Origin of the sequence: Streptomyces ureilyticus (assembly GCF_011045025.1) — a bacterium.
GTDB classification, from domain to species: Bacteria; Actinomycetota; Actinomycetes; order Streptomycetales; family Streptomycetaceae; genus Streptomyces; species Streptomyces ureilyticus.
On the sequence record NZ_JAAKZX010000134.1, the window covers coordinates 1 to 26,330 of the forward strand.

General features: G+C 68.2%; 21 protein-coding genes and 3 pseudogenes. 5 read left to right on the top strand and 19 right to left on the bottom strand.

All coding sequences use genetic code 11. The features are described 5' to 3' along the window. Positions 1–769 precede the first annotated feature (769 nt). Positions 770–1,111 (bottom strand): hypothetical protein, encoded by a 342-nt coding sequence (locus G6048_RS32055; RefSeq protein WP_165343107.1) that lies wholly within the window; start codon positions 1,109–1,111, stop codon positions 770–772. Between the two features lie 965 nt (positions 1,112–2,076). Between G6048_RS32055 and G6048_RS32060 the strand changes: the two genes are divergently transcribed. Beyond that, a complete protein-coding gene (locus tag G6048_RS32060; protein WP_165343108.1) occupies positions 2,077–2,316 on the top strand; it encodes a hypothetical protein in 240 nt (79 codons plus the stop codon). A gap of 515 nt (positions 2,317–2,831) precedes the next feature. Here G6048_RS32060 and G6048_RS32065 read toward each other — a convergent pair. The 5 genes and pseudogenes from G6048_RS32065 to G6048_RS32085 form a co-directional block, all read right to left on the bottom strand. Further along, positions 2,832–3,029 carry a DUF397 domain-containing protein gene (locus G6048_RS32065; RefSeq protein WP_165343109.1) on the bottom strand — a complete coding sequence of 66 codons (198 nt, stop codon included), beginning with the start codon at positions 3,027–3,029 and terminating at the stop codon, positions 2,832–2,834. Positions 3,030–3,042: 13 nt separating this feature from the next. Then, a complete protein-coding gene (locus G6048_RS32070; RefSeq protein WP_206342391.1) occupies positions 3,043–3,201 on the bottom strand; it encodes a Scr1 family TA system antitoxin-like transcriptional regulator in 159 nt (52 codons plus the stop codon). Positions 3,202–3,768: 567 nt separating this feature from the next. Next, positions 3,769–4,287: a hypothetical protein gene (locus tag G6048_RS32075; RefSeq protein WP_235990582.1), complete on the bottom strand. Its 519-nt coding sequence runs from the start codon at positions 4,285–4,287 to the stop codon at positions 3,769–3,771. Between the two features lie 517 nt (positions 4,288–4,804). Further along, positions 4,805–5,135 (bottom strand): annotated as a pseudogene (locus G6048_RS50130) (long-chain fatty acid--CoA ligase); the annotation flags it as partial. 38 nt (positions 5,136–5,173) lie between these two features. Further along, positions 5,174–5,496 (bottom strand): annotated as a pseudogene (locus G6048_RS32085) (transposase family protein); the annotation flags it as partial. A gap of 64 nt (positions 5,497–5,560) precedes the next feature. On the opposite strand from G6048_RS32085, the gene G6048_RS32090 reads away from it, so the two are divergent. Beyond that, positions 5,561–5,806 (top strand): ATP-binding protein, encoded by a 246-nt coding sequence (locus G6048_RS32090; protein WP_206342392.1) that lies wholly within the window; start codon positions 5,561–5,563, stop codon positions 5,804–5,806. Between the two features lie 211 nt (positions 5,807–6,017). Here the strand turns inward: G6048_RS32090 and G6048_RS32095 are convergent, their stop codons facing one another. From G6048_RS32095 to G6048_RS32110, 4 genes are all read right to left on the bottom strand, one after another. Then, positions 6,018–6,314 (bottom strand): type II toxin-antitoxin system PemK/MazF family toxin, encoded by a 297-nt coding sequence (locus tag G6048_RS32095; protein WP_165343110.1) that lies wholly within the window; start codon positions 6,312–6,314, stop codon positions 6,018–6,020. Continuing rightward, positions 6,311–6,502, bottom strand: a complete 192-nt coding sequence (locus tag G6048_RS32100; protein ID WP_235990584.1) for a toxin-antitoxin system HicB family antitoxin — start codon at positions 6,500–6,502, stop codon at positions 6,311–6,313. The genes G6048_RS32095 and G6048_RS32100 overlap by 4 nt, the downstream gene beginning before the upstream one ends. Before the next feature lie 233 nt (positions 6,503–6,735). Next, positions 6,736–7,596: a hypothetical protein gene (locus G6048_RS32105; RefSeq protein ID WP_328827574.1), complete on the bottom strand. Its 861-nt coding sequence runs from the start codon at positions 7,594–7,596 to the stop codon at positions 6,736–6,738. Positions 7,597–7,780: 184 nt separating this feature from the next. Continuing rightward, the gene (locus G6048_RS32110; protein WP_165343111.1) at positions 7,781–9,703 is read right to left on the bottom strand and encodes an AMP-dependent synthetase/ligase; all 1,923 of its coding nucleotides are present in this window, start codon (positions 9,701–9,703) and stop codon (positions 7,781–7,783) included. Positions 9,704–9,933: 230 nt separating this feature from the next. On the opposite strand from G6048_RS32110, the gene G6048_RS32115 reads away from it, so the two are divergent. Beyond that, positions 9,934–13,080, top strand: coding sequence for a glycoside hydrolase family 2 TIM barrel-domain containing protein (locus G6048_RS32115; RefSeq protein ID WP_165343112.1), 3,147 nt, complete (start codon positions 9,934–9,936; stop codon positions 13,078–13,080). Between the two features lie 21 nt (positions 13,081–13,101). Here G6048_RS32115 and G6048_RS32120 read toward each other — a convergent pair whose 3' ends face one another. The 4 genes from G6048_RS32120 to G6048_RS32135 form a co-directional block, all read right to left on the bottom strand. Further along, positions 13,102–14,703 (bottom strand): vWA domain-containing protein, encoded by a 1,602-nt coding sequence (locus tag G6048_RS32120; protein ID WP_165343113.1) that lies wholly within the window; start codon positions 14,701–14,703, stop codon positions 13,102–13,104. A gap of 227 nt (positions 14,704–14,930) precedes the next feature. Next, positions 14,931–16,676, bottom strand: a complete 1,746-nt coding sequence (locus tag G6048_RS32125) for a zinc metalloprotease (protein WP_165343114.1) — start codon at positions 16,674–16,676, stop codon at positions 14,931–14,933. A 230-nt stretch (positions 16,677–16,906) separates the two neighbouring features. Then, positions 16,907–17,164 (bottom strand): hypothetical protein, encoded by a 258-nt coding sequence (locus G6048_RS32130; RefSeq protein ID WP_165343115.1) that lies wholly within the window; start codon positions 17,162–17,164, stop codon positions 16,907–16,909. 125 nt (positions 17,165–17,289) lie between these two features. Continuing rightward, positions 17,290–17,604 carry a hypothetical protein gene (locus tag G6048_RS32135; RefSeq protein ID WP_165343116.1) on the bottom strand — a complete coding sequence of 105 codons (315 nt, stop codon included), beginning with the start codon at positions 17,602–17,604 and terminating at the stop codon, positions 17,290–17,292. A gap of 340 nt (positions 17,605–17,944) precedes the next feature. On the opposite strand from G6048_RS32135, the gene G6048_RS32140 reads away from it, so the two are divergent. Next, on the top strand, positions 17,945–18,178 hold the full coding sequence (locus G6048_RS32140) for a hypothetical protein (protein WP_165343117.1): 234 nt from the start codon (positions 17,945–17,947) through the stop codon (positions 18,176–18,178). Between the two features lie 326 nt (positions 18,179–18,504). On the opposite strand, the gene G6048_RS32145 is transcribed toward G6048_RS32140, so the two are convergent. The 5 genes and pseudogenes from G6048_RS32145 to G6048_RS32165 form a co-directional block, all read right to left on the bottom strand. Continuing rightward, entirely contained in the window at positions 18,505–19,005 is a 501-nt protein-coding gene (locus tag G6048_RS32145; protein ID WP_165343118.1) for a hypothetical protein, read from the bottom strand. Between the two features lie 215 nt (positions 19,006–19,220). Next, the gene (locus G6048_RS32150; protein WP_165343119.1) at positions 19,221–20,120 is read right to left on the bottom strand and encodes an ABC transporter permease; all 900 of its coding nucleotides are present in this window, start codon (positions 20,118–20,120) and stop codon (positions 19,221–19,223) included. Next, positions 20,117–22,906, bottom strand: coding sequence for an alpha/beta fold hydrolase (locus G6048_RS32155; RefSeq protein ID WP_165343120.1), 2,790 nt, complete (start codon positions 22,904–22,906; stop codon positions 20,117–20,119). The genes G6048_RS32150 and G6048_RS32155 overlap by 4 nt, the downstream gene beginning before the upstream one ends. Positions 22,907–23,186: 280 nt before the next feature. After that, on the bottom strand, positions 23,187–25,088 hold the full coding sequence (gene iolD, locus G6048_RS32160) for a 3D-(3,5/4)-trihydroxycyclohexane-1,2-dione acylhydrolase (decyclizing) (protein WP_165343121.1): 1,902 nt from the start codon (positions 25,086–25,088) through the stop codon (positions 23,187–23,189). Beyond that, a pseudogene (locus G6048_RS32165) lies at positions 25,085–25,509 on the bottom strand (5-deoxy-glucuronate isomerase); the annotation flags it as partial. The gene iolD and the pseudogene G6048_RS32165, both read right to left, overlap by 4 nt. A 496-nt stretch (positions 25,510–26,005) precedes the next feature. On the opposite strand from G6048_RS32165, the gene G6048_RS32170 reads away from it, so the two are divergent. Beyond that, the gene (locus tag G6048_RS32170) at positions 26,006–26,206 is read left to right on the top strand and encodes a helix-turn-helix transcriptional regulator (RefSeq protein WP_165343122.1); all 201 of its coding nucleotides are present in this window, start codon (positions 26,006–26,008) and stop codon (positions 26,204–26,206) included. Positions 26,207–26,330: the final 124 nt, after the last annotated feature.

Sequence of the window (26,330 nt, forward strand, 5' to 3'; positions counted from 1 at the left end):
TAGCCGCCTTCGGAGGCGCTGGCAGCCGCAGCGGAACCAGCAAGGAGGGCCACCGCCACGAGGGCCGAGGCAGCACCGCGCTTCATGGTCTTGCGCATTTGGTATCTCCGTTCTGTTTCTTCCCCGTTGGAAGAACACAATCGATGTTGCCTCGACACGGACGGCCACACAACTCGAAATGGGACTAGAGCCCGGCATTTCATCCACATGGCTGCATTACAGGTGATATGGATTACGAATGCCCGGGCCACATCGGGTCGATCATCCGATGGAGTAACGACACACGAGTCGAGAGCAGTTGAACCACCCTCATCTCGAGACACACGCACCGCTTTCGACCAAGAGGACTGACAGCCCGCCGTTCGACACTGGCACTGCGGCCCCATACCGCAATAGCCGCCGTCCACCCAGGCCCTCACGGGCCACGGAAGGAACGGCGGCTACCACGCAAATCGAGAGAGGACTGGTCGACGATCGCCAGGACGGTGCCGACTTGGCGCGCAGCTCGTCGAAGACGACCCGCAAGTTCGGCTCGTCACTGGGCGGTTCGCTTGTCATAGACAGTCTTACCAGCCGCCGTCAGACTGCCGCCACGGTTGTCACCTTGCCAACGTCCAGACTCAGGTAGGCCCGATCCCGCTGGTGTCGAACACCGCACCCCGGAGCGTGGTTGTGGTCAATCCCGACCTCGAAGGCGTCGGTACCCCTGGGCCCGGGGTCAGAACAGCGGGCTTCTGTCGGGGCCCGCCACGAAGCTGACGGAGCTTCGTCAGGTGGCGCAGGCAGTAGTGGTCTCACCGTCGGTCTCGAACGTGGCACAGACTTGCGGAACCTTGTTCACGGTAGCCGTGAAGCTCTGTTCAACACCGGCCTGAACGGTCTGTCGGTTCTTCAGGACGGAATCGCCGACGGCGATTCTCGTAGAGACGGTCCGCGTCTCGTCGCACGCGATGGTGATGGTGACCTTGCTGGTCTTCAAACCGTCTTCCTTCTCGATGCCGACGTCACAGGGGAAGCCCTGCTGCGCGGCCGCCTGCGCGGGGACGGGGGCGAAAAGTGGTGCGGAAGCCAGCAGCACGGTGGCCGCCGAACGGAGCATGCGGTGCGGCATGAGGTCCTTTCAAATGTCACTTGGGGCAGGCCGCCGCAGGCGGTCGGCCCTAGACCATGGCACGTAGATGTCCCTTACGTGCCTTTTCGGGAAAGATGTGACCACAGGCACAGGAAACACGCAAAAACGCGTTGCTCCATTCGGCTGATCACTGCTTTCGCCGCAGGCCCTCACCCCCCGGCTCGGTGGCCACAGCGGTGCATGCCCACGTTATGGATCCAGTGCTCACGCCATGCTCGGCGGGCACGCCGCCCCATTGGCGGTCTGGCCTTCCGGCCGCCGTTGTGCACGCCGCCGCCGGAAGCGATGATGCGGACCGCATCGACGTGTACCTCGCCCACGCACTGCAGGGCGGACCGACGTTCATCGACACCTTCGCCGCTTGGCACTACTGCCTCGTGCCGACGTGCACTGCCCCTACCTGGAACACCCCGGACACGATCTGCCTCGGCCGGAACACGTACCTCGGCGTGCCTCATCCCAGCATCGACGCGAGCACGGTCGCCCGCTCGTACTGGAAACGTCCCGATGGACGGCCCCGCCGCCCTCTGCGCATCCGGCGCCGTCTCTCAGCTCGTCGTGCACGGCCGCTATCGGAAAGCCGAGGCGGACCGAGCTGCGTTCGAAGCCGAGACGGCAGAGGCTCACCGTGACTGACACGAGAGCCCTGCCATGACCAAGTGCATCCTGCTGGACAGGAAGGCGAGCACATGAACCCCGTTGGGTGCGGCTCGTTTCGAGTGACCTCGCTGATCAGGTCCTGGCGCGCTGACCAGGCAGATCTCGGCGGCGGCAGGGTGCCTGCGGGGTCGATCGCTGCGGCCGGCGACAAGTGCGGTCGCAGTATTAGCCCAGATGTACGCGCCCCTGCGCGCCAAACTTCCCGCGTCCCGGTCGCCTGGTTCTATGAAGATCCAAGCCTGCTGGGCATTCGGATTCGAAGTCTATGAAGAGGAGCGTTTTCCATGCGACGCATGAACGTACGGCGCCTGGCCACCGCAACCGGACTCGGCCTGGTACTGGCCCTGACCTCCGCCGACCCCGCCGCCGCCCAGGGCACCGAGGTCGTCGACGCAGTCACCGGAGTCGTCGGCGCCGTCGTCGACACAGTCATCGGAGTCATCGACACAGTCACCGGAGTCATCAGAGGCCTCGTCGATGGCCTCACCGGTACCGCCCCCCAAAACCCCTCGTCTGGCGGCTGACCAGTCCGGGCACGCCGTTTGAAGGACGTTGCATCGCAGGCGGTGGAGCGTCCTTTGGCGGATGTCTTGCCCGAGCCGGGATCGGGCAAGGCCGGGGGTCCGTACGCCGGCCCGGTGAATCGGGCGGCTGCTGCCTACCCGCCCGCCGGTTTCCGCCCGACGGCCCCCTGCCCGTGCTTGACGCGGGTCCCAGACCGGGAAGGTCGGTAAAGATCGCGGAGTCGTCCACCCCGGCCACCGTTGTCGGTCGTCTCTGCCGGTGAACCGTCCCAGCTCGGCGGCGGCCACGGCGGCGCATGCCTGCATTCCGCGTGCGGGGGCGTTGGAGCGTTGGAGCGTCAGATTCCGCACTTCGCCTCGGATCTCGGCCGCATGCGCCGCCGTCAGCCACGGCCTTCTGGACATCGGCGCGACGGCAGCGGTGAGCGGGTGGCCCAGCGGCCTCAAAGCGTCGTAGAAGACCTGCTCACCGCAAGGTGCGGGTGCCTGCGGCTGCCTGAGCCGGGAAGTTCGCGCTATGAAGGCCGGTGCTGCAACGTGCCCGCCTTCACGCTGCGTATGAGTGAGAACAGCGCGGTGCGGGCTGTTGCCAGAACCTCGTCCGGGATGTCGCTTTCTCGGAGTTCCACGCCATTGGTGGTGGCGGCCACTTCGACGCAGTTGTTGCCGCCACCCCCGCAGAACGACGATCGCTGCCACTCGTTCCCGGTCATATCCCTGGTCCCCTCACAGTTCGCGGGCGATGGACCGGATGAGCTTCTGCGACTCGTCAGGTGACAGCGCCGACTGCTCCATCAGGTCCAGTAGGGAACGATAGTTCGCCAGAGGACTCGGGGCATCCACGAAATGTGCCCCCATCGCTGTGTCCAGCTGAACCGTGTCCAACTGCGGGACTGTCCCCGCGACAATGTGACGCTGCTCGTCATTCCGTTCAGCGCCGGCGCCTTCCACGGAGCGGGGCAGTCGGTCCTGTATGCGGAGGCCCCTCCGGGGCCGGGGTGAAGAGGTACCCCGCAGTCGAGGCTGTCGGCCAACCCCCTGCCCCGGGACACCAGTTGCGGAAAAGCGTGACACTTCCCGGGAAAGTGGCACGCTTTTCGACGGCCCGGCTGCCTGCCTGGATCCGCGCTATCGGCCGGATTCGCCGACAGGGTCCACAGCGGCGACGAGGACGCCTTCGTGGCGGCGAGCTCGACGCCCGTCTACAGGTCGAGGACCGCGCGGAGCGCCTGGTTCACCCGCTTCATCACTGTGGGCGCCACGGAGCCGAGCAGCTTTGCCTCGTCGAAGCGCGTGGTTCTCAGTTGCTGGATGTTGACCGCGACCGCCGTGCACGGCAGTGGATCCGGTCAGAGGCACTTTCTGTTTACCTGATCCCTAGTCAGACTGGCTGCCTCGTGAAAGCGCGAGGCAGCCCGCCGCGTCAGTTGGCGCGGGAAGCGGGACGAGTCCTTACGCCGTCTGCCTCAACGTCACAGATTCCCGATTGCTCTGGAAGTTGTCGACAGCGTGGATCCACGTGTAGTCGCGGCCCTTGCCCACCGCGGCCGTGTAGACGATGGGTGCGTCGCTGCCGTCATCGAGAGCGGACTTCGCCTCGGCGAACGTGCACTTCATGGCCTGGGTGCAGTCGGTGGCGGGGCCCTCGGCGCCGGTGAAGTACCAATAGCCGGTGTCGGTGGCATCGATGAACGGGCTCCAAGGGTTCAGGTCCGCCGTCGGAATCGCGTCCGGCACCCACACCATCGTGGTGTAGTCGTCCGTCGTCGGCAGGGTGTTCAGGTTCGCGTCGATCTCAAACCTGATGTTCGGCATGTTCTCCGCGCCCCCGTAACCGACGTTCTCGAGGGTCTGGAAGACGTCGAAACCGAACTGCTCCAGGTCCAGCACCGGGTCACCGAAGAAGTCGACCTCGTTATCGAAGTCGACCTTCTCGCCGGGAGGAGTGAGCGAGGTGGATCGGTCCGCCACCTCGATTCCAAGGCTGCCTCGCCCGTAAGGCGGCCTGGCGGAGGGGCCCCGCACGTCGTACGAGCTGAACGGGCCGTTTCTCAGATCTGCGACGGGAGAGCCGATCGTGTTGCGGGTGATCCCGCCCCAGCGGTCTGAGCGAAGTCGGTCGTCCGCTGCGAGAGCGTCTTCCGATGCTGTGAGGGTCGAGGCGGCGATCGTGGCCAGGGCAGCGAACGCGAGCGCCTTTCCCCGACTCACGCCAAAGCGAGCTTTCACGCCCACTCCTTCCGAGTAGTCGAAGAGCCAGACATGCGCCGGTGTCCGGCCGACGCGACACACGCCACCGTATGCGACTCTCAGTAATTACTATTATCGTGACATACCCCCGATAGAGGGCTATTTGCGCCCATAACGCCGTGGGCAATCTGGGCAGCTGTCACTGTCTGCGTTGAGATTGCGGTCGTAGTACGCATGGCAAGGTCGGGCCTCTGGCCCACCTGCCTTCCGGCATCTGTCGTCCGGCAACGCGAGCGCGTCAGCCCCGGTACAGCGCCTCGATCTGATCTGCGTACGCCCGCGTACCGCATGCCGCTTGACCTTCAGGGACGGGGTGAACAAGCGGTTTTCCTCCGTGAACTCGCCCTCCACGAGGAGGAATTCGCGGATCGACTCGGCACGGGAGACCGCCTGGTTCGCGTAGTCCACGCCCTCTGGACGTCGGCTCGCATCGCGGGGTCGCGGACCAGTTCGGACATCGGAGTATCCGCGGACATCGCTCGGACGTGGAGCCAGTGGGCTACGTCCTCCCGGTCCAGGGTGATCAGGGCGGCGACGTAGGGGCGGTTGTCGCCGACGACGATGCACTGGCACGTTTTTGCCGCCCGACGTGATGAGGATGAGGACGCAGACGAGCGGTACGCCGCTGGTATCACTCCAGCCCCCGGGCACCTGCTCGCGGAAGGTGTGGCGGCAGCCTCGCGTGGGGCACACCGGACGCCGCACCCGCACACGGACCACCACCCGTCGCCCGTCGACCGGAACGTCGGCCACCGTCCGCCAGTGATAGCCGTGCACCCGTCCCGACGAGGCCCCGCACACCGGGCAGACCGCGGTGTCCAGCGGCGTTCGGGCCCGCACCACGATCCGCTCACCCTCGTCGGCCACATCCTCCATAATCAACGGGGACAGACCCGAAAACACCGTCTGCACAAGCTCGTTGACATCCATCACACGAAGGTCAACGGCCCTCACAACTCTCCGTCACCACCGAATGTGAGCCAGGGCCGTTAGATTGACACACCCCCTCCGGGCCGTACTCTCCGCTCACGGTCTCGCCGAACTCGCGGACCGCGCCGAGCTGTTGGCCTCCGAGCTGACCACCAACTCCGTTCGGCACACGAAGGGACCCGCATCCGTACGGCTCCAGTGGCTGTGCCCCGTACTACGGGTCACCGTCTGGGACATGAGCCCCGACCTGCCACCACCCGCGCCGCCCAGCGCACCCCTCCGCACGCGGACGGCGGGCGCGGAATGCTGACCCTGGACACGGTGGCCGACCGGTGGGGCGGGTGTGCCATAGGGGAGGGGCCGTACGGACCGGGCGGCAAAACCGTCTGGTTCGAGCTCTCCCTCCCGGAGGGTCCGCCGCCGACTCTGGCGGCCTGATCCCTCGTGGGCCGGAGGACGAAGGCGCCCCCGTCGCGCAGTCGCGGCGAGGGCGCCTTTGTGGCGGCGAGTGTGATGCACGTCTACAGGTCGAGGACCGCGCGGAGCGCCTGGTTCACACGCTCCATCACCGCGGGCTCCACGGAGCCGAGCAGCTTCGCATCGTCGAAGCGCGTGGTCCTCAGTTGCTGGATGTTGACCGCGACTGCCGTGCACGGCAGCGGATCCTCGATGGTCACGGACATCGCGGTCTCCGGGAACCTGCCGGCGGGGTGCAGCACGATCGCGAGCACCGCACCGTACGCCCCCTCCAGCCCGTCGAGCGAAATGATCAGGACGCTCCGCCCGTCACCGAGCGTCCAGACGTCCCCCCGTTTCACAGACTGTCGCCCTCCTCGCACAGGTCGTCGCCGAGGCCGAGCGCTGCGAGTTGCTGCGCTGCGTCGATCACCGACTGCCGTCGAACCGCACGAACGATGTAGGCGTTGAGGGAGAGCCCGGCCGCCTTGGCGCCGGCCTTTATCGACGGGTCGAGGTCATCCGGAATACGGAGAGTCATCACAGACATGCCATCACATTAGCGACCAAATAATGGTGGCACAATTCGGTATCACTGAGTGGTGCCGCTGTATGACGTCACCCGAGCGCTCTGTATCTGCAGCTCTTCACTGAAAAGCGCCCGACGGGTGCGGGAACAAGGATCTCAGCAATCCTTGTTCCCGCTGGTCGGAGGCACTTCCTGTTCGCCTGATCACCAGTCGGACTGGCCGCCGCCTGGAAGCGCGAGGTCAGCCGGCCGTGTCAGGCGTTGCCGAGAGCGAGACGAGTCCTTACGCCGCCGGCCTCGAAATCGTAGACGTATCGATTGATCCGGAGACCGTCGACAGCGCCGATCCACATGTGGTCGCGGCCCTTGCCTACCGCGGCCGTGTAGATGATGGGTGCGTCGCCGCCGTCATCGAGGGCGGTCTTCGCCTGGGCGAACGTGCACTGCGCGGCCTGGGTGCAGCCGGTGGCGGCGCCCTCGGCCCCGGTGAAGTACCAATAACCGGTGGAGGTGGCGTCGATGAAGCCGCTCCACTGGTTGGTCACCGGGGCCGCGTCCGGCACCCACGTCATGGTGGTGAAGTTGTCCGCCGGCAGGGCGTTCAGGTTCGCGTCGATCTCAAACCTGATGTTCGGCATGTTCTCCGGGCCCCCGTAGGCGATGTTCTCGCCGGTCTGGAAGACATGGAAACCGAGTTGCTCCAGGCCCAGCACCGGATCGCCGAAGAAGTCGACCTCATTGCCGAAGTCGACCTTTTCGCGGGGATCAGCGAGCGAAGTGGATTTGTCCGCCACCTCGATTCCAAGGCTGCCTTGACCGTAGGGCGGCCTGGCGGAGGATCCTTGCACACCGAACGAGCCGAACGGGCCGTCCCTCAACTCGGCGACGGGAGACCCGATTGTGTTGCGGGTGATCACGCCCCAGTGTTGTGAGCGACCTCGGCCGTCCGCGGCGAGAGCGTATTCCGATGCTGACAGGGTCGAGGCGACAATCGCGGCCAGTGCTGCGAGCGCGAGCGCCTTTCCCCGACTTACGCCAAAGCGAGCTTTCACGCTCACTCCTTCCGAGTAGTCGAAGAGCCAGACATGCGCCGGTGTCCGGCCGGCGCGACGCACGCCACCGTATGCAACTCTCAGTAGCTATTGTGGTCGCGACATACGCTCAATAGGGTGGTTTTGCACCAAGGAAACAGACAGAAACCTGGGAAAGTATGTCACTTTATGCGATGAAACCGCGGTCGTGGTGCGGACCGCAAGGCCGGGCCCCTGCCCCACATGCTGTCCCGGCAATAGGAGCACCTCAGCCCCGATACAGCGCCTCGATCTGATCCGCATACGCCCGTGTCACGGCATGACGCTTGACCTTCAGCGACGGAGTGAGCAAGCGGTTCTCCTCGGTGAACTCGCCCTCGACGAGGAGGAACTCGCGGATCGACTCGGCACGGGAGACCGCCTGGTTCGCGTAGTCCACGGCCTTCTGGACGTCGGCTCGCATCGCGGGGTCGCGGACCAGTTCGGACATCGGAGTATCCGCGGGCATCGCTCGGACGTGGAGCCAGTGAGCTACGTCCTCGCGGTCGAGGGTGATCAGGGCGGCGACGTAGGGGCGGTTGTCACCGACGACGATGCACTGGCCCACCGGGGGACGGCTGCGGAGGCGGTCCTCCAGGATGGCGGGAGAGACGTTTTTGCCGCCCGACGTGATGAGGATGTCTTTCTTGCGGCCCGTGATGGTGAGGTAGCCGTCCTCGTCGAGGGAGCCCAGGTCGCCGGTCGCGAACCAGGCGTCCGTCAGGGCGGCATCGCTGGCGTCGGGGTTGTTCCAGTACGCGTTGAAGACGATGCCGCCCTTGATGAGGACCTCGCCGTCGTCGTCGATGCGGATCGCCGTGCCGGGGACGGGGAGGTCGACCGTGCCGGGGCGGGGTTTCAGGGGCGGGACGATCGTCGCGGCGGCGGTGGTCTCGGTCAGGCCGTAGCCCTCGTAGATGATGATTCCGGCCGCGTAGAAGAAGAGGTTGAGGTTGCGGTCGAGGGGGGAGCCGCCGCTGATGGCGTAGCGCATGCGGCCGCCGAGTTCCTTGCGGATGCGGCGGTAGACCAGCTTGTCGTACAGGGCCCAGGCGGCGTACAGGCCGGGGTTCGGGCCCTCGCCGCGGTCGAGGAACTTGTTGAGGTGGGCCTCGCCGAAGCGGACGGCGATGCGGTCGGCGCGGTCGAAGGAGGCGGCGCGGCCGATCCGCTCGGCGGTCGCGCGGCCGGTGGCGTGGATCTTCTCGAAGAGGTACGGGACGCCGACCAGGAAGGTGGGGCCGAACTCCCTGAGCGCGGGCCGGAGTTCGGCCGGCTTGATGCTCGGATAGTGCCCCAGCTCGATTCGGGCCATCAGGCAGGCGATCTGGATGGTGCGGCCCAGGATGTGGGCGAGGGGGAGAAAGAGGAGCGTCGAGGCGGCCTGGCCCGTGATCTCTTTGAAGATGGGGTGCAGGAGCTCGACCGTGTTGGCGGCCTCGGCATGCAGGTTGGCGTGGGTGAGGACGCAGCCCTTGGGCTGGCCGGTGGTGCCGGAGGTGTAGCAGATCGTCGCGGGCGTGTCGGGGGCGAGGGCCTCGCGGCGCTTGATGATCTCCTCGTCGGGGATGTGCTGGCCGCGGGCGGTGAGTTGGGGGATGGCGCCTTCGTCGATCTGCCATACGCGCGGGGGGTCGGGGTGGTCGGCCGTGCCGGCGGTGACCTCTTCCGCGTTCTCGGGGGTCTCGGCTATGACGAAGCGGGCGCCCGAGTCGCGGACGATCCACTCGATCTGCTCGGCTGAGGACGTGGCGTAGATGGGCACGGACTGGCCGCCCGCGGCCCAGATCGCGAAGTCGAGGACCGTCCACTCGTAGCGCGTACGGGACATCAGCGCGACCCGGCCGCCCGGTTCGAGCCCTGCCGCGATCAACCCCTTGGCGACAGCGGTGACTTCGTGGGCGAAGGCCTCCGCGGTGACCGGGTGCCAGGTGCCGTTCGCCTGGCGGCGGCGGAGGATCACGGCATCGGGGGCCTCGGCCGCGTTGGTGTAGGGCAGGTCGGCGATGCTGCCGGTGGCGGCCTTCGGTGCGAGGGGCGGCATACGGGCCTCGCGGACGACTCCGTCGTGGTCCCTGACGAGCTCGACCTGCGTGCGGTCCGCCAGGTCGGTACGTTTCTTCGCCTGTTTCAGATCTTTGCGTACGCCCATGACGGCTCCTGGTCGTGGCGGCTCACTTGCAGTGGTGTGCGGTGCGTACTTACGCGGGCGTCAACTTACTCGTGCGTAGCCGAACTTCAATCGGTTGTTCGTCTGTGTTCGGTCGTGTGGGCGTTTCAGGCCGGATGCCGTTGGAGGCTTATGAGACGCATGAGGTCTTGCGCACTGCGCGATTCCGTTCGACCCTGAGGCTTCATGTTGCCTTCCGGTGGAGCCGCCGTATGAGCACATACCGTCCGAGCCGCCGCAATGTCCTCGTCGCAGGAGCCGCCCTCGCGGGCGCAGCCGCGTTCGCCGCGCAGAAGCGGGCGTTCGCCGCCGAGGGAGACGAGTGGGACTCGAGTCCGAGAGTCTTCCAGGTCAACAGAGAGCCGGCCCGGGCAGCCCGCCTCGTGCCGTACGCAACCGCCGCCGACGCCCGGCGCGGACAGTTCGACAAGTCGCCGTACCACCGTTCCCTGAACGCCACTTGGCGCTTCCACTGGTCGAAAAACCCCGATCAGCGCCCCACCGGGTTCCACACGCCCGGCTTCGACGACAGTGACTGGGACCGTATCCCCGTCCCGTCGAACTGGGAGATCGAGGGCTACCCGGAGCCGATCTACCTCAACATCGCGTACCCGTGGATCGGTTACGAGGAGCCGAAGCCCCCGCAGATCCCGCACGACTTCAACCCCGTCGGCTCGTATCGCCGTACCTTCACCGTGCCCGGCGGATGGAAGAACCGGCGCACCCTCATCTCATTCCAGGGCGTGAAGTCCGCGTTCTTCGTGTGGGTCAACGGCGAGCGCGTCGGCTACAGCGAGGACAGCTACACGCCCGCCGAGTTCGACATCAGCCCGTATCTGAAGGCCGGTCGGAACACGCTTGCCGTGGAGGTCTATCGCTGGTCCGACGGCAGTTGGCTGGAGGACCAGGACATGATCGACCTGTCCGGGATCTTCCGCGACGTGTATCTGTACTCGGTTCCGCAGGTGCACGTCGACGACCTGTTCGTGCGCACGGAGCTGGACTCCGCGTACCGCGACGCCGTGTTGAGCGTCGAGGTCGCCTTACGCGACCGGGGCGGAGACAAGGCCAAGCCGGTCACCGGCCATCGCGTCGTGGCCGAACTCTTCGATGCCCGAGGCCGGCACGTACTGCAACTGGCAGACGGCGTCGGAGAGAAGGTGACGCTGAAGGGCGAGGTGAAGGCCCCCGCCCTCTGGTCGGCCGAGCAGCCGAATCTCTACACCCTGGTCGTCACGCTCAAGGACCGCTCCGGTAAGGCCGTCGACATCCACAGCAGGCGCATCGGTTTCCGCCAAGTCGACTACGGTCCCGGCAAGTTCACCGTCAACGGCAAGCCGATCATGTTCCGCGGCACCAACCGCCACGAGAACGACCCCGAGCGCGGGCAGGCCGTCGACGAGGCGGGGATGGTCCGGGACGTCCTGCTGATGAAGCGGCACAACGTCAACGCCGTACGCACCTCGCACTACCCCAATCACCCGCGCTGGCTGGAGCTGTGCGACGAGTACGGGCTGTACGTCATCGACGAGGCGAACCTGGAGACGCACGGGGTACGCGACACCGTGCCGGGTTCGCTGCCCGAGTGGACCGACGCGTGTGTGGACCGGATGCGGTCGATGGTCGAGCGGGACAAGAACCACGCGTGCGTGGTCGTGTGGTCGCTCGGCAACGAGGCGGGCCAGGGCTCGAACTTCAAGGTCATGGCCGACTGGGTGCACGAGCGCGACGCCTCGCGGCCCGTGCACTACGAGGGCATGAACGCCGTGACCGACGTGCACAGCGAGATGTACACCAGCCCGGCGGGCGTGGAGCGATACGGAAAGTCGGGCAACCCGAAGCCGTACATGCTGTGCGAGTACACGCACATGATGGGCAACAGCGGCGGCAACCTCCCCGAGTACTGGGAGATCATCGAGCGCTATCCGAACCTGCACGGCGCGTTCTTCTGGGACTGGGCCGACCAGACGATACGGCTGCCCGTGCCCGGCGACCCGAAGCGTACGTATCTGTCGTTCGGGGGCGACTGGAAACCGGGCTATCCGACGGACGGAAACTTCTGCTGCAACGGCCTGGTGGCGGGCGACCGCGCCATTCATCCGGGCCTGCTGGAGGCGAAGAAGGTCTACCAGCCGGTGGGGATCACGGCCGGTGATCTCGCCGCCGGTGTGGTGAAGCTGCGTAACAAGCACCTGTTCAGCGGCCTGGACGCGTACGAGCTGCGGTGGACGGTCACGCGGGACGGCGCACGCGTGCAGCACGGCAGGCTGGCGGCGCCCAAGGTCGCTCCGGGCGAGGAGGGCACCGTACGCATCCCGTACCGGAAGCCGTCCGCGCTCGAACCCGGCGCGGAGTATTTCCTCAACCTGTCCTTCGTGCTGCGGAAGAGGACGAGTTGGGCCGAGGCCGGGCACGAAGTCGCCGCCGAGCAGCTGGCGTTGGACTGGCAGGCACCCGCAGCCGCCGAGCCCGCACCGCGCGGCGGCCTCAAGCTCACGGAGACCGACAGCGAGGTGAAGGTGAGCGGCCGGAACGTGGAGGTGGTGCTGTCGAAGGCCACGGGCACACTCTCCTCGTACGTCTTCCGCGGCCGGCTTCTGCTCGCAGAGGGCCCCGTCCCGAACTTCTGGCGTGGGCCGACGGATAACGACATCGGCCGTAAGTTCCAGAACACGGCGCGCACTTGGCGCGACGCTGGAGCCAAGCGCACCGTGACGTCGGTCAAGGCCTCGCAGCCTTCGTCCGCCGAGGTCGTCATCGAGGTCGGCTGTACGCTGCCGACCTCGCCGAAGGCCTCGTCGTGGCGTACCGAGTTCCGGGTGCGCGGGGACGGCGAGGTGTGGGTGCGGCACACGCTGGAGGCGGCCTCGGGGTTGCCCGATCTGCCCATGGTGGGCGCCCTGTTGACCGTTCCCGGGGGTTTCGAGCGGCTCGACTGGTTCGGGCGTGGGCCGCACGAGAACTACTGGGACCGCAAGACCTCCGCGTTCGTGGGGCATTGGCGGTCCACGGTCGACGATCAGATGGCGCCGTACGTCCGGCCCCAGCAGCAGGGGAACATGACGGACGTACGCCACCTGTCGCTGACCGACCGTTCCGGTGACGGGCTCAGCGTGGTCGCCGATCCGGCGGACGGCGAGCCGTTGCTGGAGACCAGCGCGCTGCACTACTCGCCGTTCGATCTCGACGGGCCGCGTCATCCGTACGAGGTGAAGCGGCGCGACGAGACCGTGCTGGGCGTCAACCACCGGCAGATGGGCGTGGGCGGCATCGACTCCTGGGGCGCGGCCCCGCTGGAGAAGTACCTGCTGCACTCCGGGCGGACGTACACGTACGCCTACCGGCTCAGGCCCTCCTGACCCTCTACCGCTCCAAGCCCTCTACCTGCCCCCGGCCTGTTCGATCGTCTCGGCGAGTCGGCGTACCTCCTCGGACTCCGTGGTGTCGGCCAACTCGTCGGCGCGGTCGGACAGTTCGGACAGGGAGGGGGCACCGGGCAGGCGGGACCGGAGGGAGTCGCCGGAGCGGAGCGTGTCGGCGAAGTAGGCCGCTATCGCGGTGACCTGGAGTCCGTTGCGGGCGTTGTCGCGGCTCCACAGGGGCTGGTCGAGGGCTTCGGACTCCAGCTGGGCCGACTCCTCGTGCGGGGTGCGGGTGTCGGGGTCGAGCCAGCGGACGGTGGCGGTGGCGAGGTGGCCGTCGGCGCCGGGCTTGGTGCGGACGGCGTAGAGGGCTGTGACCGTGTGGCCGGGGCCGATCTCGCCGCCGTCGACGCGGTCGTTGCGGAAGTCCTCGTCGGCGACTTCGCGGTTGTCGTAGCCGATGAGCCGGAACTGCTCGACCGTCTGCGGGTCGAAGGCGACCTGTGCCTTGGCGTCGCGGGCGGTGAGGTCGATGTTGCGGGGCAGTTGGTCGACGAAGACCGTGCGGGCGTCCTCTTCGTTCGATACGTAGGTGGTGTGGCCGTCGCCCTTGTCGGCGAGCTGTTCCATCAACGCGTCGCCGTAGTCGCTGCCCACGCCGACGCCGAACAGGGTGATGCCGTGTTCGCGGCGGGCGTCGGAGATGCGGTCCAGGATCGAGTGGGCGTCGGTGTCACCGGTGTTGGCGAGGGCGTCGGAGAGCAGGACGACACGGTTCGTCGCGCCCTCGCGCCGGCCCTCGACGGCGGTGGCGTAGCCGGTGTCGACGCCCGCGCCGAGGTTGGTGGAGAGGGTGGGTTCCAGAGTGTCGACGGCGTCGTGGACGCGGTCGCGGTTGTCGTCGAGGCGAGTCATCGGGAGTACGGTCTCGGCCTCGTCGCTGAAGGTGACGATGGCGACGGAGTCGTCGTCGCGCAGTTCGTCCGTCATCACGCCGAGGGACTTCTTGACCAGGTCTAGGCGGCCCGGCTCGCCCATGGACCCCGACACGTCGATCACGAACGTGAGGGCGGCGGGCGGCCGTTCACCGCTGTCCTCGGCCGGGCGCGTGGCCAGGCCGACGCGTACGAGCCGCCAGTCGTCGCTCTCCCCGCCCGCCTCCGTACGGGCGCCGTCGACGGTGACGGAGAAGCCGTTGCCGTCGGGACGGTCGTAGTTCTGGCGGAAGCTGTTGATGAACTCCTCGGGGCGGACGGTCGCCGGGTCCGGCCGCCGGCCGTCGGCGAGGGTGCGGCGCGCGTACCCGTATGAGGCGGTGTCGACGTCCAGGGCGAAGGTGGACAGGTAGTCGGCCGGGGGCGGGGTGCTCTCGCGGATCTCGCCCTTCTGCTCGCCCGGGGCGCTGCCGTCGTCGGTGCCCGAGGGACCGGTCGGCTGGGCGGGGGCGGGCGCCGGGAAGCGCTCGGTGTCACTGGCCTTGTTGCTGCCGTCGGCCGACGACTCGCCGGCGCCCGAGCCGCAGGCGGCGAGCAGCAGGCAGCTCGCCGCCAGCAGAGCGGCAAGTGCGCCGCGCGGTCGGTGTGTTCGGCGTATTCGTTGTGTCGTCCGGTACTCGCCCATGCGGGCCCCCTCTGAGTTGACGTCGACGTCTGTGACTGTGACGCCGGAGGGGGCCGATGTGTGCGGCACGGGGCGTTGCGGATCGATCTCAAAGCGGGCACGGCGGGCGCCTGTTGAGACCGGTGGGTGATCTTCCGGAGACCTGGGGGTGTCCATAGAGGCCCTTACGACACGACGTCCTTCCGCGGACGAACCCGCGGACGGACGTCGTCTCAAGGGTGGTGATCTCAGCGGCAGATCAGCGGATCGAGCTCCGGCAAGGGCAGGTTCAAGGGCCGGTTGCAGACGTGCAGGAATGGCCTGGAGGGCCGCCACGAGTCAACGGTGTACGGGTGGTCGGGGTGGTCGAGCGCCTTGCGCAGGATGTCGTCCCTCGTGGGGGCAGGATCTGGCGCGGTAGAAGTCGGCGCCGATACTTCCGGACTGCGGAGTGGGCGAGGGGAGCTGGAGCTCGACCGGGGCCGTGCGGTGTCGGTGTCCACGGGTGGCGTCGGGAGAGCGATGAGGGCGCCGCTGCCGATGCTGGTTCGCTTCGGCGCCGGTACGGGCGAGGTCGGCGCCTTAGCCGGTGGTCGGCTCACGGTGGCGGACGCGACCGGGGGTGCGGTGGCTGCCGGGGTAAAGTCCGATGGTGTGGCTTTGAGGACTGCGGGGAGCTCGGTTCGATGCGTCGTGGGTTGGGCCGACGACGACACCAGGTACTCCAGCGTCACCGCCACCGCGGCAGCCAGGGCACCCCACCGCAGGGGGGCCGGAACCCGGTCACGGATCCGGCGCGGGAACCCTCGGAGTGCGCGGTCGGCACCGCGCTTGCGCAGGAACCGGGCGGCGAGGACGAGCAACTGCCACAGAATCAGGACGAGCCCGAGCAGGGGAAGCAGGAGGAAGAGGATCTGCACGCAGGCCGAGGCCACGCCGATGACGGGGTTGCTGCCGACCGTGGCATCGCCGGCCAGTGTGACCATGGTCTGCCAGGCGGTGGCTGCCAGATCCGGAAGCTGGACGAACACGATGCCGAGTTGGATCGCCAGCGCGGGCAGCACGGTGAGCACCCAGACGGTGACGACGATCTGGGGCCACCGTTTGAGGGCGTTGAGCCGTTCGTCCGCGGGCCGACGGAGGATGGTCCGCTTGAGAATGGGGCCGACGTACTTGAAGAGGTCCGGAATTCCGACCAGGTCGGAGACGATGTAGTAGCCGTCGAACCGGAGCGTCGGCAACAACTGCTGTGCCATCTCCATGTTGACGAGCAGGAGGGTCACCAACAGCAGCGGGGATCCGGTGTGCAGGTACAGCAGGACCAGGCCCAGAATGAACAGGCCGTTGAAGTAGACGCCGCCGAGATCGGTGCGCAGACGTCCGCTCCTGCTCAGTCGGTACGAGTTGGTGACGTCGGTGTAGAAGGCGGGCCACACCAGATAGATGCCGCATCCCATGGCACCGGGCGGCACCTTCCCGTACCGGCAGGCCGCGGCGTGACCGACCTCGTGGAACGCGGCGGAAGCCAGGGTCAGCAGCACCACGAGCAGGATGCCGGCCGGATTGGCCAGGACGTGCGCCATCGCCTGGCCCAGGTTCTGCGTGCTGAACAGCCAGATCTCGCCGGCGAGAATCGCGGTGACGGCCACGACGAGGACGAGGGGCCGGTACAGCCAGGAGAACAGGCCGCTGATGAACCAAGTGGCCCGTTCGGAGACCAGTGCGGCACGAAAGCGCAGGCCCAGGAAGGGATGCTCGCTCTTGGTGACGGTGGGCTGCGAGCCGTCGCTGTAGGTGGTGATGCCCAGCGGAGCCAGTTTCTGGTCGATCAGGAAGATCACGTGCTCAGCGGCGAAGGTCCGGCCCGTCGTACGACTGAGTTCCCCGGCAATACGGGACATCACCTGACGCCCGTTCAACTGTCTTCCCGCTGCCTTGGAGAGCTCGTCCAGGAGCTGGGCGGTCCGGTAGAGGAGAGGCGGGAGGTGAATCACCTGTCCGTCGAAGCGGTAAACCAGTAGCGGAGGGTTGCGATACCCGGATCCCGCGTACTCACCGACCAGCTCGGTTCCCTCGGTGATGGTGGGCGCCGCGGTGGAGGAAACGGGGCCGTCCCGGGCATCGGGCGTGGATACTCGCGTGCTGATGTCAATCTCCAGACGTCGGGCGGTGGAACGCTTTGGCCGCCACGCAAGGGCGAGTCCTCTCGCAGGGCTTCCAGAGCTCAGCGGCTGGTGACCGTGGCCGGAATACACGTCATGCTGCTGCCGCCGCCCAGCCCCAAGGTGCCGGCGGCGTCCGGCACGCCCGGGGAGTTCGTGGCGTGGCATGCGTAAGCCACATTGCCGCCACCGCCGTTGGGGAAGTTGAATGTCGTATGCCTGCTGTTGTCCAGGGCCAGATCAATAATTGACAGCAGAAATTTCCCGGGGATCACCTCACCAGAGAGCACGTCGAGTTCCCGGTAGTCGACGGCAGGCATGTTTCCCATTTCCTGATTCCTTGGGGTCGGAGCCCGCTGTGGGGCCTTGGGCCGTACAACAGGGCGAGCGGCCGGGGAAGGACTGGCGAAAAGCCCGTCCATTCCCCTGCCGCTCGAACACGCTCCTAGTACACGGCGGTCGTAGCCGGAATACAGGTGAAGCTGGAGTTCGGGAACAGCGCGCCGAGCGCCGGGCCGCCGTTGACCAGGCTCCCGGGAGAACCCATGTTGTTGACGGCCTGGCAGGCCGAGGTCGAGATGACGCCGCGGGGAGCCGCGTCACCGCCCTCCGCGACCGCGGCGCTGCTCGAGTCCGCAGCGACACCCACACCGTCACCGCCCCCGTGGCCTCCGAGGGGAACCATCGTGGACAGCACCGAACGCTCGGGCAGCATCTCGCCGGTCAGGCTGCCGAGCTCCTCGAAGCTGATCGTAGGCATGGAGTTCCTTTCGTCGCCGCATGAAATTTCTGCTTGCGGGAGAAGTTCTAACAGAAGGCCACCAGCCCACCAACGGCTACTGTGCTCATGCGCCGTTCTGGTGCGTAAATTCACCTGTTCCGCCCAGAAGGTGTAAACGGGCCGGAGACAGGGTGTGCTGTCGCCATGCCCCTTGAAGTGCGCCGCGCCTTTGGGACGGAAGAACTGCGCGACCTCATACAAATGGGCGAGCTCCGGTGGTGGGGCACCTGGAAGTGGTTGACGTTGAGGGAGACACATCGGCGATCCACCCTGCTGGCAATCGGCCAGCGATCGTCGATGCCGAAAGGAATACGCGACTATGCGTTCTGCTCGAGTACTGCTCGGCTCAGCTGTGCTGGCCACGGCCGCTCTGACCATGTCGGCGCCCGCCGCCTTCGCCGCCGGCGACAACGGCAACTCCAACTCCAGCTCCAGCGCCTCCGTGGACGGCGGTGACCACCGCGGCGTGGTGACCGTTCCTGCCTGCAACGCCGTGAGCAGCAAGGGGTCTTCGGTGTTCACCTGCCTGCCGGGCGCGACCGCGGTCTTCTAGACGCCGCCTCCGAACTGATCGTTCCCGGAACGGGAACGATGCGAACAGGATCGCCGCCTCGTATGAGGCGGCGGTTTTGTCACGGAGGGCCCCTGACGCCTGGCGATCAGACTGGCGGAGTACACGCATTGCGGGCTTCTGATCTCCGTGATCACCTCCCCCCAAGGCGCATGAGTAATACAACGCGCCGTAATCAAAGGGCAGATTGAGCGCCAGCGTCCGCACCTCCTGACGGCACTCCCCCGTCGGCACCCGTCCGAGGAACACGGCCGCCGCCCATCTCACGACCCGTCAGAACTCGGAATGGGGCGGCGGCCACCGGCGGTCTAACTGGCTCTCGCGGTCGCCGCTCCGCACGTCGGGCATCGGCGCTGCCCGGAGGCCTGGGCGGCGAGGGTGCCGAGGGCCTGCTGGAGGGCCAGTTCCACGGCGGCGGGGACGAACAGCGTGCCCGCTCCGTCCGGCGGCACCAGCCACCGGAAACGTCCTGGCGTCCGATACGGGGCGGGCACCGTGATCCACGCGCCCTTGCCCAGGTAACGGACATCCGAGCCCACCCAGCGGCCCTCCGGATCCGGCGGCAGGAAGAAGCCCACCCTTCGTGCACCCGTGTCCGCGAGTACGGGGCCGGGTGCCTGCGGGATGCAGAGCAGGGCGTCCAGGGCCGGCACACCCAGTTCCTCCGGCACGCTCAGCACGTCCCAGAACCGTCCGCAGGGCAGTACCGCGATCCCCTCGTATCCCTGCCACCGCCGCTTGCAGTCGCGTGGATCGGTCGCTGCGGCCGCCAGCCACTCCATGGCCGGCTTGGTGGTGACTGTTCGCATGGTGACCCTCCGGATCCGTCGGCCCCGCACGAGCGGGACATCGCTCTCCCCCATCACCGCGAGGGCTGGTCGGACCCTTGCCTGCTCATGCTGATGGATCTTTCTACTCAGCGGGAGGGGTGGCGCACCGTGGCGAATACGTCCCGAATGTTCGGGTCGGGAACAGGCGTTCCCTCCGGGCCCGGAGCCTGGGCCCGGAGGGAACGACCGTCGGTCTACGAAACGACGTCTTTGCGGGCGAACCCGCGGAAGGCCAGGGCGAACAGCACCAGTGCGTAAGTGAGGGAGATGGACGTGCCCTGGATCATCTCGCTGTAGTCCGGCTCGGGCTGGATGACGTCCAGCCAGGCGAACTGCCAGTGCGCGGGGATGAAGTCGCGCCAGTCGCCGAGGGCCGTCACCTCGTCGAGGACGCTGCCGATGATCGTCAGGCCCACCGCGCCGCCGACCGCGCCCAGCGGGGCGTCCGTCCGGGTCGACAGCCAGAACGCCAGCCCGGCGGTGACGAACTGGGACACGAAGATGTACGCCATCACGATCAGCAGGAGCCGCGCGGCGTCACCGCTGGGCAGGGTGCCGCCGGTGGGGAGCTGGAGCGGGCCCCAGCCGTACGCGACCGTGCCGACGGCGAGTGCGATGACCGGCAGCAGCACCATCGCGGCGAGGCTGAGGGTGAGTCCGACGACGAGCTTGGACCACAGCAGCCGGGCGCGCGGCACGGGTGCCGCGAGCAGATAGCGCAGCGACGACCAGCTCGCCTCCGAGGCGACCGTGTCTCCGCAGAACAGCGCCACGGGGACGACGAGGAGGAAGCCGGCGGACGCGAAGAGGTTCACCGCGGCGAAGTTCGCGCCGGACGCGGTGGCGGTGTCCATCAGGTTCACGCGTTCGTTGCCGCCGCCCGGTTCGCCGCCGACCTGGAAGGCGATGGCCAGGATGAACGGCAGGGCGGCCAGGAGCCCGAACATGATGAGCGTGCGCCGCCGCTTCAGCTGCCGTACGAGCTCGACGCGCAGCGGCAGGGTCCGCCCCGCGCGGTAGCCTTCCGCCACCTCCTCCTTCTCGACCTGCTCGACCTTCTCGGTCTTCTCAGCCTTCTCGGCGAGAGTGCTCATTCGAAGTCTCCGATCAGGGTGAGGAAGGCGTCCTCCAGGCGGCGGTGCGGTCCTATCGATGCGACGGGCACTTCGAGCCGTACGAGTTCGACGAGCAGCGAGGCGCTCCGCTCGGTGACGCCGGGTACGCCTTCGGAGTCCGCGGAGCCCAGAGGGCCGGAGGCGGTCACCGCGGGATCGGCTCCGCCGGAGGCTCCCACGCCGGCGGTCTCGGGCACCGCGGCGCCCTCTGTGCGTGACGGCGCCGGAGTCAACCGTACGAGCAGGCCGTCGTCCGTCCGTACCGCCGACTCCACGTCCCGTAGAGCCGCCACCTTGTCCACCACCGGGTCGGTGATGTCGGAGGCCAGGCCGACGAGCAGGGTGTCGCCGCCTCCGATGATCTCGCCCACGGGGCCCGCCTGGACCAGGCGGCCGTGGTCCATGACCACGATGTGGGTGCAGGACTGTTCGACCTCGGCCAGCAGGTGGCTGGAGAGGATGACCGTGCGACCGGCGGCCGCGTAGCGGATCACTACCTGGCGCATCTCGCGGATCTGTGGCGGGTCGAGGCCGTTGGTCGGCTCGTCCAGGATGAGCAGGTCGGGGAGGCCGAGCATGGCCTGGGCGATGGCGAGGCGCTGGCGCATGCCCTGGGAGTACGTGCGGACCGCCCGGGACAGGGCGTCGCCGAGGCCCGCGATCTCCAGGGCCTCCTCCAGGTGCGCGTCCTCGGGCGGGCGGCCCGTCGCCCGCCAGTACAGCTCCAGGTTCTCGCGGCCGGAGAGGTGCGGGAGGAAGCCCGCGCCCTCGACGAAGGAACCGACGCGGGACAGCACCGGGGCGCCCGGGCGGATCGCGTGGCCGAAGACCCGGATCTCGCCGCCGTCCGGTTTGATCAGGCCCATCAGCATGCGCAGCGTCGTCGTCTTGCCCGCGCCGTTCGGGCCGAGGAGGCCGAGCACCTGGCCCTTTTCCACCTGGAAGGACAGGTCCCGGACCGCGTAACGGTCGCTGGACTTGGCGTACTTCTTGCTCAGGTCCGTGATCTGGAGCGGTACGTCGGCCAGTTCCGGGTCGGGAACGGGCGCGGCGGTGGGGCGGCGGGCCGTCAGGATCAGGACGAGCGCCGTGAGGGCGCCGGCCAGCGGCAGCCACCACACCCAGGCGGGCAGCGGTGCCGTCGCCTCCGAGTCGCCAAGTGGCATCGGCACCCTCAGGCCGCCGTCTCCCGCCATGGACACCGTGTAGGTCGCCGGAGCCGTCGGGGAGGCGTAGCCGAGGTCCGTCGAGGCGAGGACCAGGCGCAGCCGGTGGCCGTCGTCCACCTCGTAGTCGATCGCCGGCAGGGTGAGCCGTACGTCCTTGCCGGCCTTCGCGTCCTCCACCCTGATCGGCTCGACCAGTTGCGCGGGCAGCACCTGCTGCATACCGCCGTCCGGTCCGACGTCGTAGACCTTCGCGAAGAGCACGGCGTCCTCGCTGGTCGACTTCACATGAACCGTCGCCGTCGGCGAGCCGGTGATCTGGAGGTCCTCCACGAAGGGCTCGGAGTCGAACGCGGCGAACTGGCCCGGGAAGTCGAGGGACACACCGATCCCCAGCGAGGAGAGCTGGGAGAGGCCGCCGGCGCCACCGAGGCCGGGCAGGGCCGAGACGGCGGGCGGGTTGGCGCCCGCCGGGTTCTCGAAGCTCTGCTCGCGGCCGGTCAGGGCGATCGGGCGCGTCTTGCTCGTCAGGCCGGGGTAGCTGTCCGAAGTCACGCTGGTCAGGCGGGTGGTGCCCTCCCGGGAGTCGACGCCGCCGCTGCGCGTGACCTGGAACGCGGGGCCGGTGTCCACCCCCGACTCGTCCTTCAGATAGCGGTCGAACCAGGAGCCCACGCGCGCGGCCACCCGGCCCGCCTCCATGTCGCCGCCGTCATGACCGCCTGAGATCCAGTCGACGTCCACGGGCGCGCCGTTGGCCCGGATCGCCTTGGCCATCGCGTCGGCCTGGCCGAGCGGGAAGAGGGAGTCGGTCTGGCCCTGCATGATGAGCGTCGGCACATTGATCTCGTCGCCGACGGCGGACGGGGAGCGGGCTTCCAGCAGCTCCGTCGCCTCGGCGTCCGGCTCCCCGGACTCCGCGACCCGCTGGTACATCTCGCACAGCTGGGTCTCGAAGTTGTCGCAGCCGCCACCGGAGTTGACGAAGATGCCGGCCCACAGCTTCTTGAAGACGCCGTTCGGGAACAGCGCATCCGAGAGGTTCCAGTACGTGATCGACGGGGCGATCGCGTCCACCCGCTGGTCGTGGCCCGCCGCGAGCAGCGAGACCGCGCCGCCGTACGAGGCACCGGTGGCGCCGACGCGCGGGTCGCCGTCCTTGTCCAGCTCGACCTCGGGGCGCTCGGCGAGCCAGTCGATCAGCTGGGAGACGTCGGCGACCTCGCCCTTGGGGTCGTTCAGCCCGATCTTGCCCGTGGACCTGCCCATGCCGCGGGCCGACCACGTCAGCACCGCGTACCCGTCGCGCGCCAGGTCCTCCGCCTGGGACCGTACGTCGTCCTTGCTGCCGCCGAAGCCGTGCGCGAGGAGGACGGCGGGGCGGCGGCCGGACCCCGAAGTGAAGTACGAGGTGTCGACCTTCACCCCGCTGCCCATGTCCATGACTCTGTCGGCCCGGTCCACGGGTGCGACGTCGTCAGAGGCGACGGCCGTCCACGTACCGGCGCCGGCGAGCACGACCACGGCAGCCGCGGCGGCGATCAGCCGTCGCGGCCTCCGAAGCACGGCCCCGCGCAGTCGGGGCAGTCGAAGATCCATGCGTCAACGGTAAGTGCCGCCACCGACAGCGATGGCCGACTACAGCCCGAATCACACGTCAGCCCCCGGGGGTACGGTGCCGCCTCTCATACTGCGGGCGCGGTATCCCAACCGGTCGGAACCCCGAGAACCAGCACCATCGCGGACCCCGGCACAGCTCCCGTGCCCGGCCCCGGACCCCGCCTTTCGGTTCCTGTCAACTTCATGAGAATTCGCGGTGGCACCCGGAAAGCACGGCAGCCGTCCACGATGTGGACGGCTGCGGCAGGGAGTTGACGGTCTACAGATGGCGGCGGCGGGTGGCGGCCTGCCGGTCGTACACCTCGCGCGCCTTGACCGCCGACGAGCGGGTCGCCGTCTCGGCCACGGGCACGTCCCACCAGGCCTGCGCCGGCGGCGCGCCCGTCACCGTGTCCGCCGTCTCGGTCTCCACGTGGACACAGACAGGAGTGTCGGCGGCCCGCGCCTCGGCGAGGGCGGCCCGCAGATCGCGTACGGTCTTCGCGCGCAGCACCCGCATACCGAGGCTGGCCGCGTTGGCGGCGAGGTCCACGGGCAGCGGGCGCCCCGTGAACATCCCGTCCTCGGACCGGTGACGGTACGCGGTGGCGAACCGCTCGGCGCCCACGGTCTCGGAGAGCCCGCCGATGGACGCGTACCCGTGGTTCTGCAGGATCACGACCTTGATCGCGATGCCTTCCTGCACCGCGGTGACGATCTCCGTCGGCATCATCAGATACGTCCCGTCGCCGACCAGCGCCCACACGGGCCGGCCGGGCGCCGCCATCCGCACACCGATCGCGGCCGGGATCTCGTAACCCATGCAGGAGTAGCCGTACTCGACGTGGTACTGGTCCCGGGACCGGGTCCGCCACAGTTTCTGCAGGTCACCGGGTAGCGATCCGGCCGCGTTGATCAGGATGTCGTCCCCGGTGAGCAGCTCGTCGAGCAGGCCGAGCACCTGCGGCTGGGTGGGCCGGGTGTCCGGTTCATCCGCCTCGTAGGCCGCGTCGACCCGGTACTCCCAGCGCTCCTTGTCGTCCGTGTAGTCGGTGACGTACGCGGGCTCGGCGCGGTGGCCGTGCAGCGTGAGCGCCTCGGTGAGCGCCTCCAGGCCCGTACGGGCGTCCGCGACCAGCGGCTGACCGGACAGCTTGTGACCGTCGAAGGGCGCGATGTTGAGGTTCAGGAAGCGGACGCCCCGGTCGGCGAAGAGGGTGCCGGAGGCGGTCGTGAAGTCGGTGTAGCGAGTGCCGACGCCGATCACCAGGTCGGCGGTGCGGGCCAGTTCGCAGGCGGTCGCGGTGCCCGTGTGCCCGATCCCGCCGACGTCCGCCGGGTGATCCCAGGTCAGCGAGCCCTTGCCCGCCTGGGTCGAGGCGACCGGAATGCCGGTGGCGTCGGCGAACTCCTTCAGCGCGTCCTCGGCCTCACTGTGGTGCACCCCGCCACCCGCGACGACCAAGGGGCGCCGGGAATCCCGTACGGCCCTGACGGCGGCGGCCAGTTCCTCCGGATCCGCGCCCGGACGCCGGACCGCCCAGACGCGCTCGGCGAAGAACTCCTCCGGCCAGTCGTATGCCTCGGCCTGCACGTCCTGCGGCAGCGCGAGCGTGACGGCGCCCGTCTCGACCGGGTCGGTGAGCACGCGCATCGCCTGGAGGGCCGCCGGGATGAGGGCTTCAGGGCGCATGACGCGGTCGAAGTACTTCGACACCGGGCGCAGACAGTCGTTGACCGACACATCGCCCGCGTACGGGACTTCGAGCTGCTGGAGGACCGGGTCGGCGGGGCGGGTCGCGAAGATGTCGCCGGGCAGCAGCAGTACGGGGAGGTGGTTGATCGTGGCGAGGGCGGCGCCCGTGACGAGGTTGGTGGCGCCCGGACCGATGGACGTCGTGACGGCGTGGGTGGACAGGCGGTGCGACTGACGCGCGTAGCCGACCGCCGCGTGCACCATGGCCTGTTCGTTACGTCCCTGGTGGTACGGCATTTCGTCGCCGTACTCGAGAAGCGCCTGCCCCAGCCCGGCGACGTTGCCGTGCCCGAAGATGCCCCAGGTGGCGCCGATCAGCCGGCGCCGTACCCCGTCCCGCTCCGTGTACTGGGCGGCGAGAAACCGCACCAGCGCCTGCGCGACCGTCAGCCTTGTCGTCGCCGTTGACGTCTTCGGCTCTGTCATCGGAAGCCCTCTGTGCTTTCTACGTGTCCCGGGTGGAAGCAGGTCCGCCCCTGCCTGTCGCCTGTCCTCACCCGGGCCGGCCGTCACATGTCAGTAGTACCTCGCGTGACCGGGCTGGGCGATGGACGGGCCGTGCCATCCGTCGCGTACGAGGACGGCATCGCCGGTGCGGACCTCGGCGAGGACATCGGAACCGCCCTCACGCGAGGGAAATACGCGCCGGCGGCCGAATCCGTTCGCTCGTGGGGCGGACGGGGACCTCCGGCGCGGGGCCGTAGCGGGCGGGGAGTCGGCGCTCGCACTTCGCTCCTGCCAGGGCGAAGCGGCCTCCCACGCCGGAGGCGATCTGCACCCGGGTGCGGGAAGGGGCGTACGCGAAGCCGGTGACTCCGCTCAACACGCCCTCCCTGCCCGGGAGTTCAAGGGGTGGGGCCTTTGCTGGAACGGCACCGGGGTGGAGATACGTCCCGAAGGGGTCGTCGCGGGTCTTCGTGATCATCGCGGTACGCCGACCCAGCCGCGCCGCGGCCGCCGCGACGTTGCTCGGGGAGCCGCCGAGGAACTGGTCCACGCCGATCCGCCTCATGGCGATCAGCTCGTACACACCCGATTCCGGCGCACCGGACACCGCGGACTCGCCCATCGGCTTCCCTTCGCTTCGGCTGCCCCCAGGTCTAGCGGCGCTGTGTGATGCCTGTCAATTGGTTGTCCGGACATTCGGACTAGGTCCCGGACGTCACGTCACGTCACGCGTGTCACAAATACCGCCGTTGTGTCACACATGTCCCGGCCGTACGGGTCTTGTGTCACACCCGGGCGACAGGCACTGGCCTGCGGTCACACCATGTCGTTGGACGGTCACAGCCATGCGATCGCCAGCGCAGTGCCTACGCGGCGCGCGCGGAGAGGTGCTACTGATGACCGACCGACAACTCTGGTCGTACAAGGACATCGCCGCGCACATTCAGGTGCAGCCGGACACCGTGCGGTCTTATCGCAAGCACGGGATGCTTCCGCCGCCGGATCATGTGGAGTCCGGCAAGCCGTATTGGTATGCGGACACCATCCGCGCGTGGGTGGCCTCCCGGCCGGGGAACCGGGGGCGCCGGGGCGACTGACCCGTCGGGTTCCTTTCCCCAGCCCCGCCCCTTCCCGGCTGTGTCAATTTGCGGCTCCGCCGCGTGGGGGGCTACACCCCCAGGCCCCTGCCTCCGGCGGGTGGACGGGTTCATGGGGTGGGTG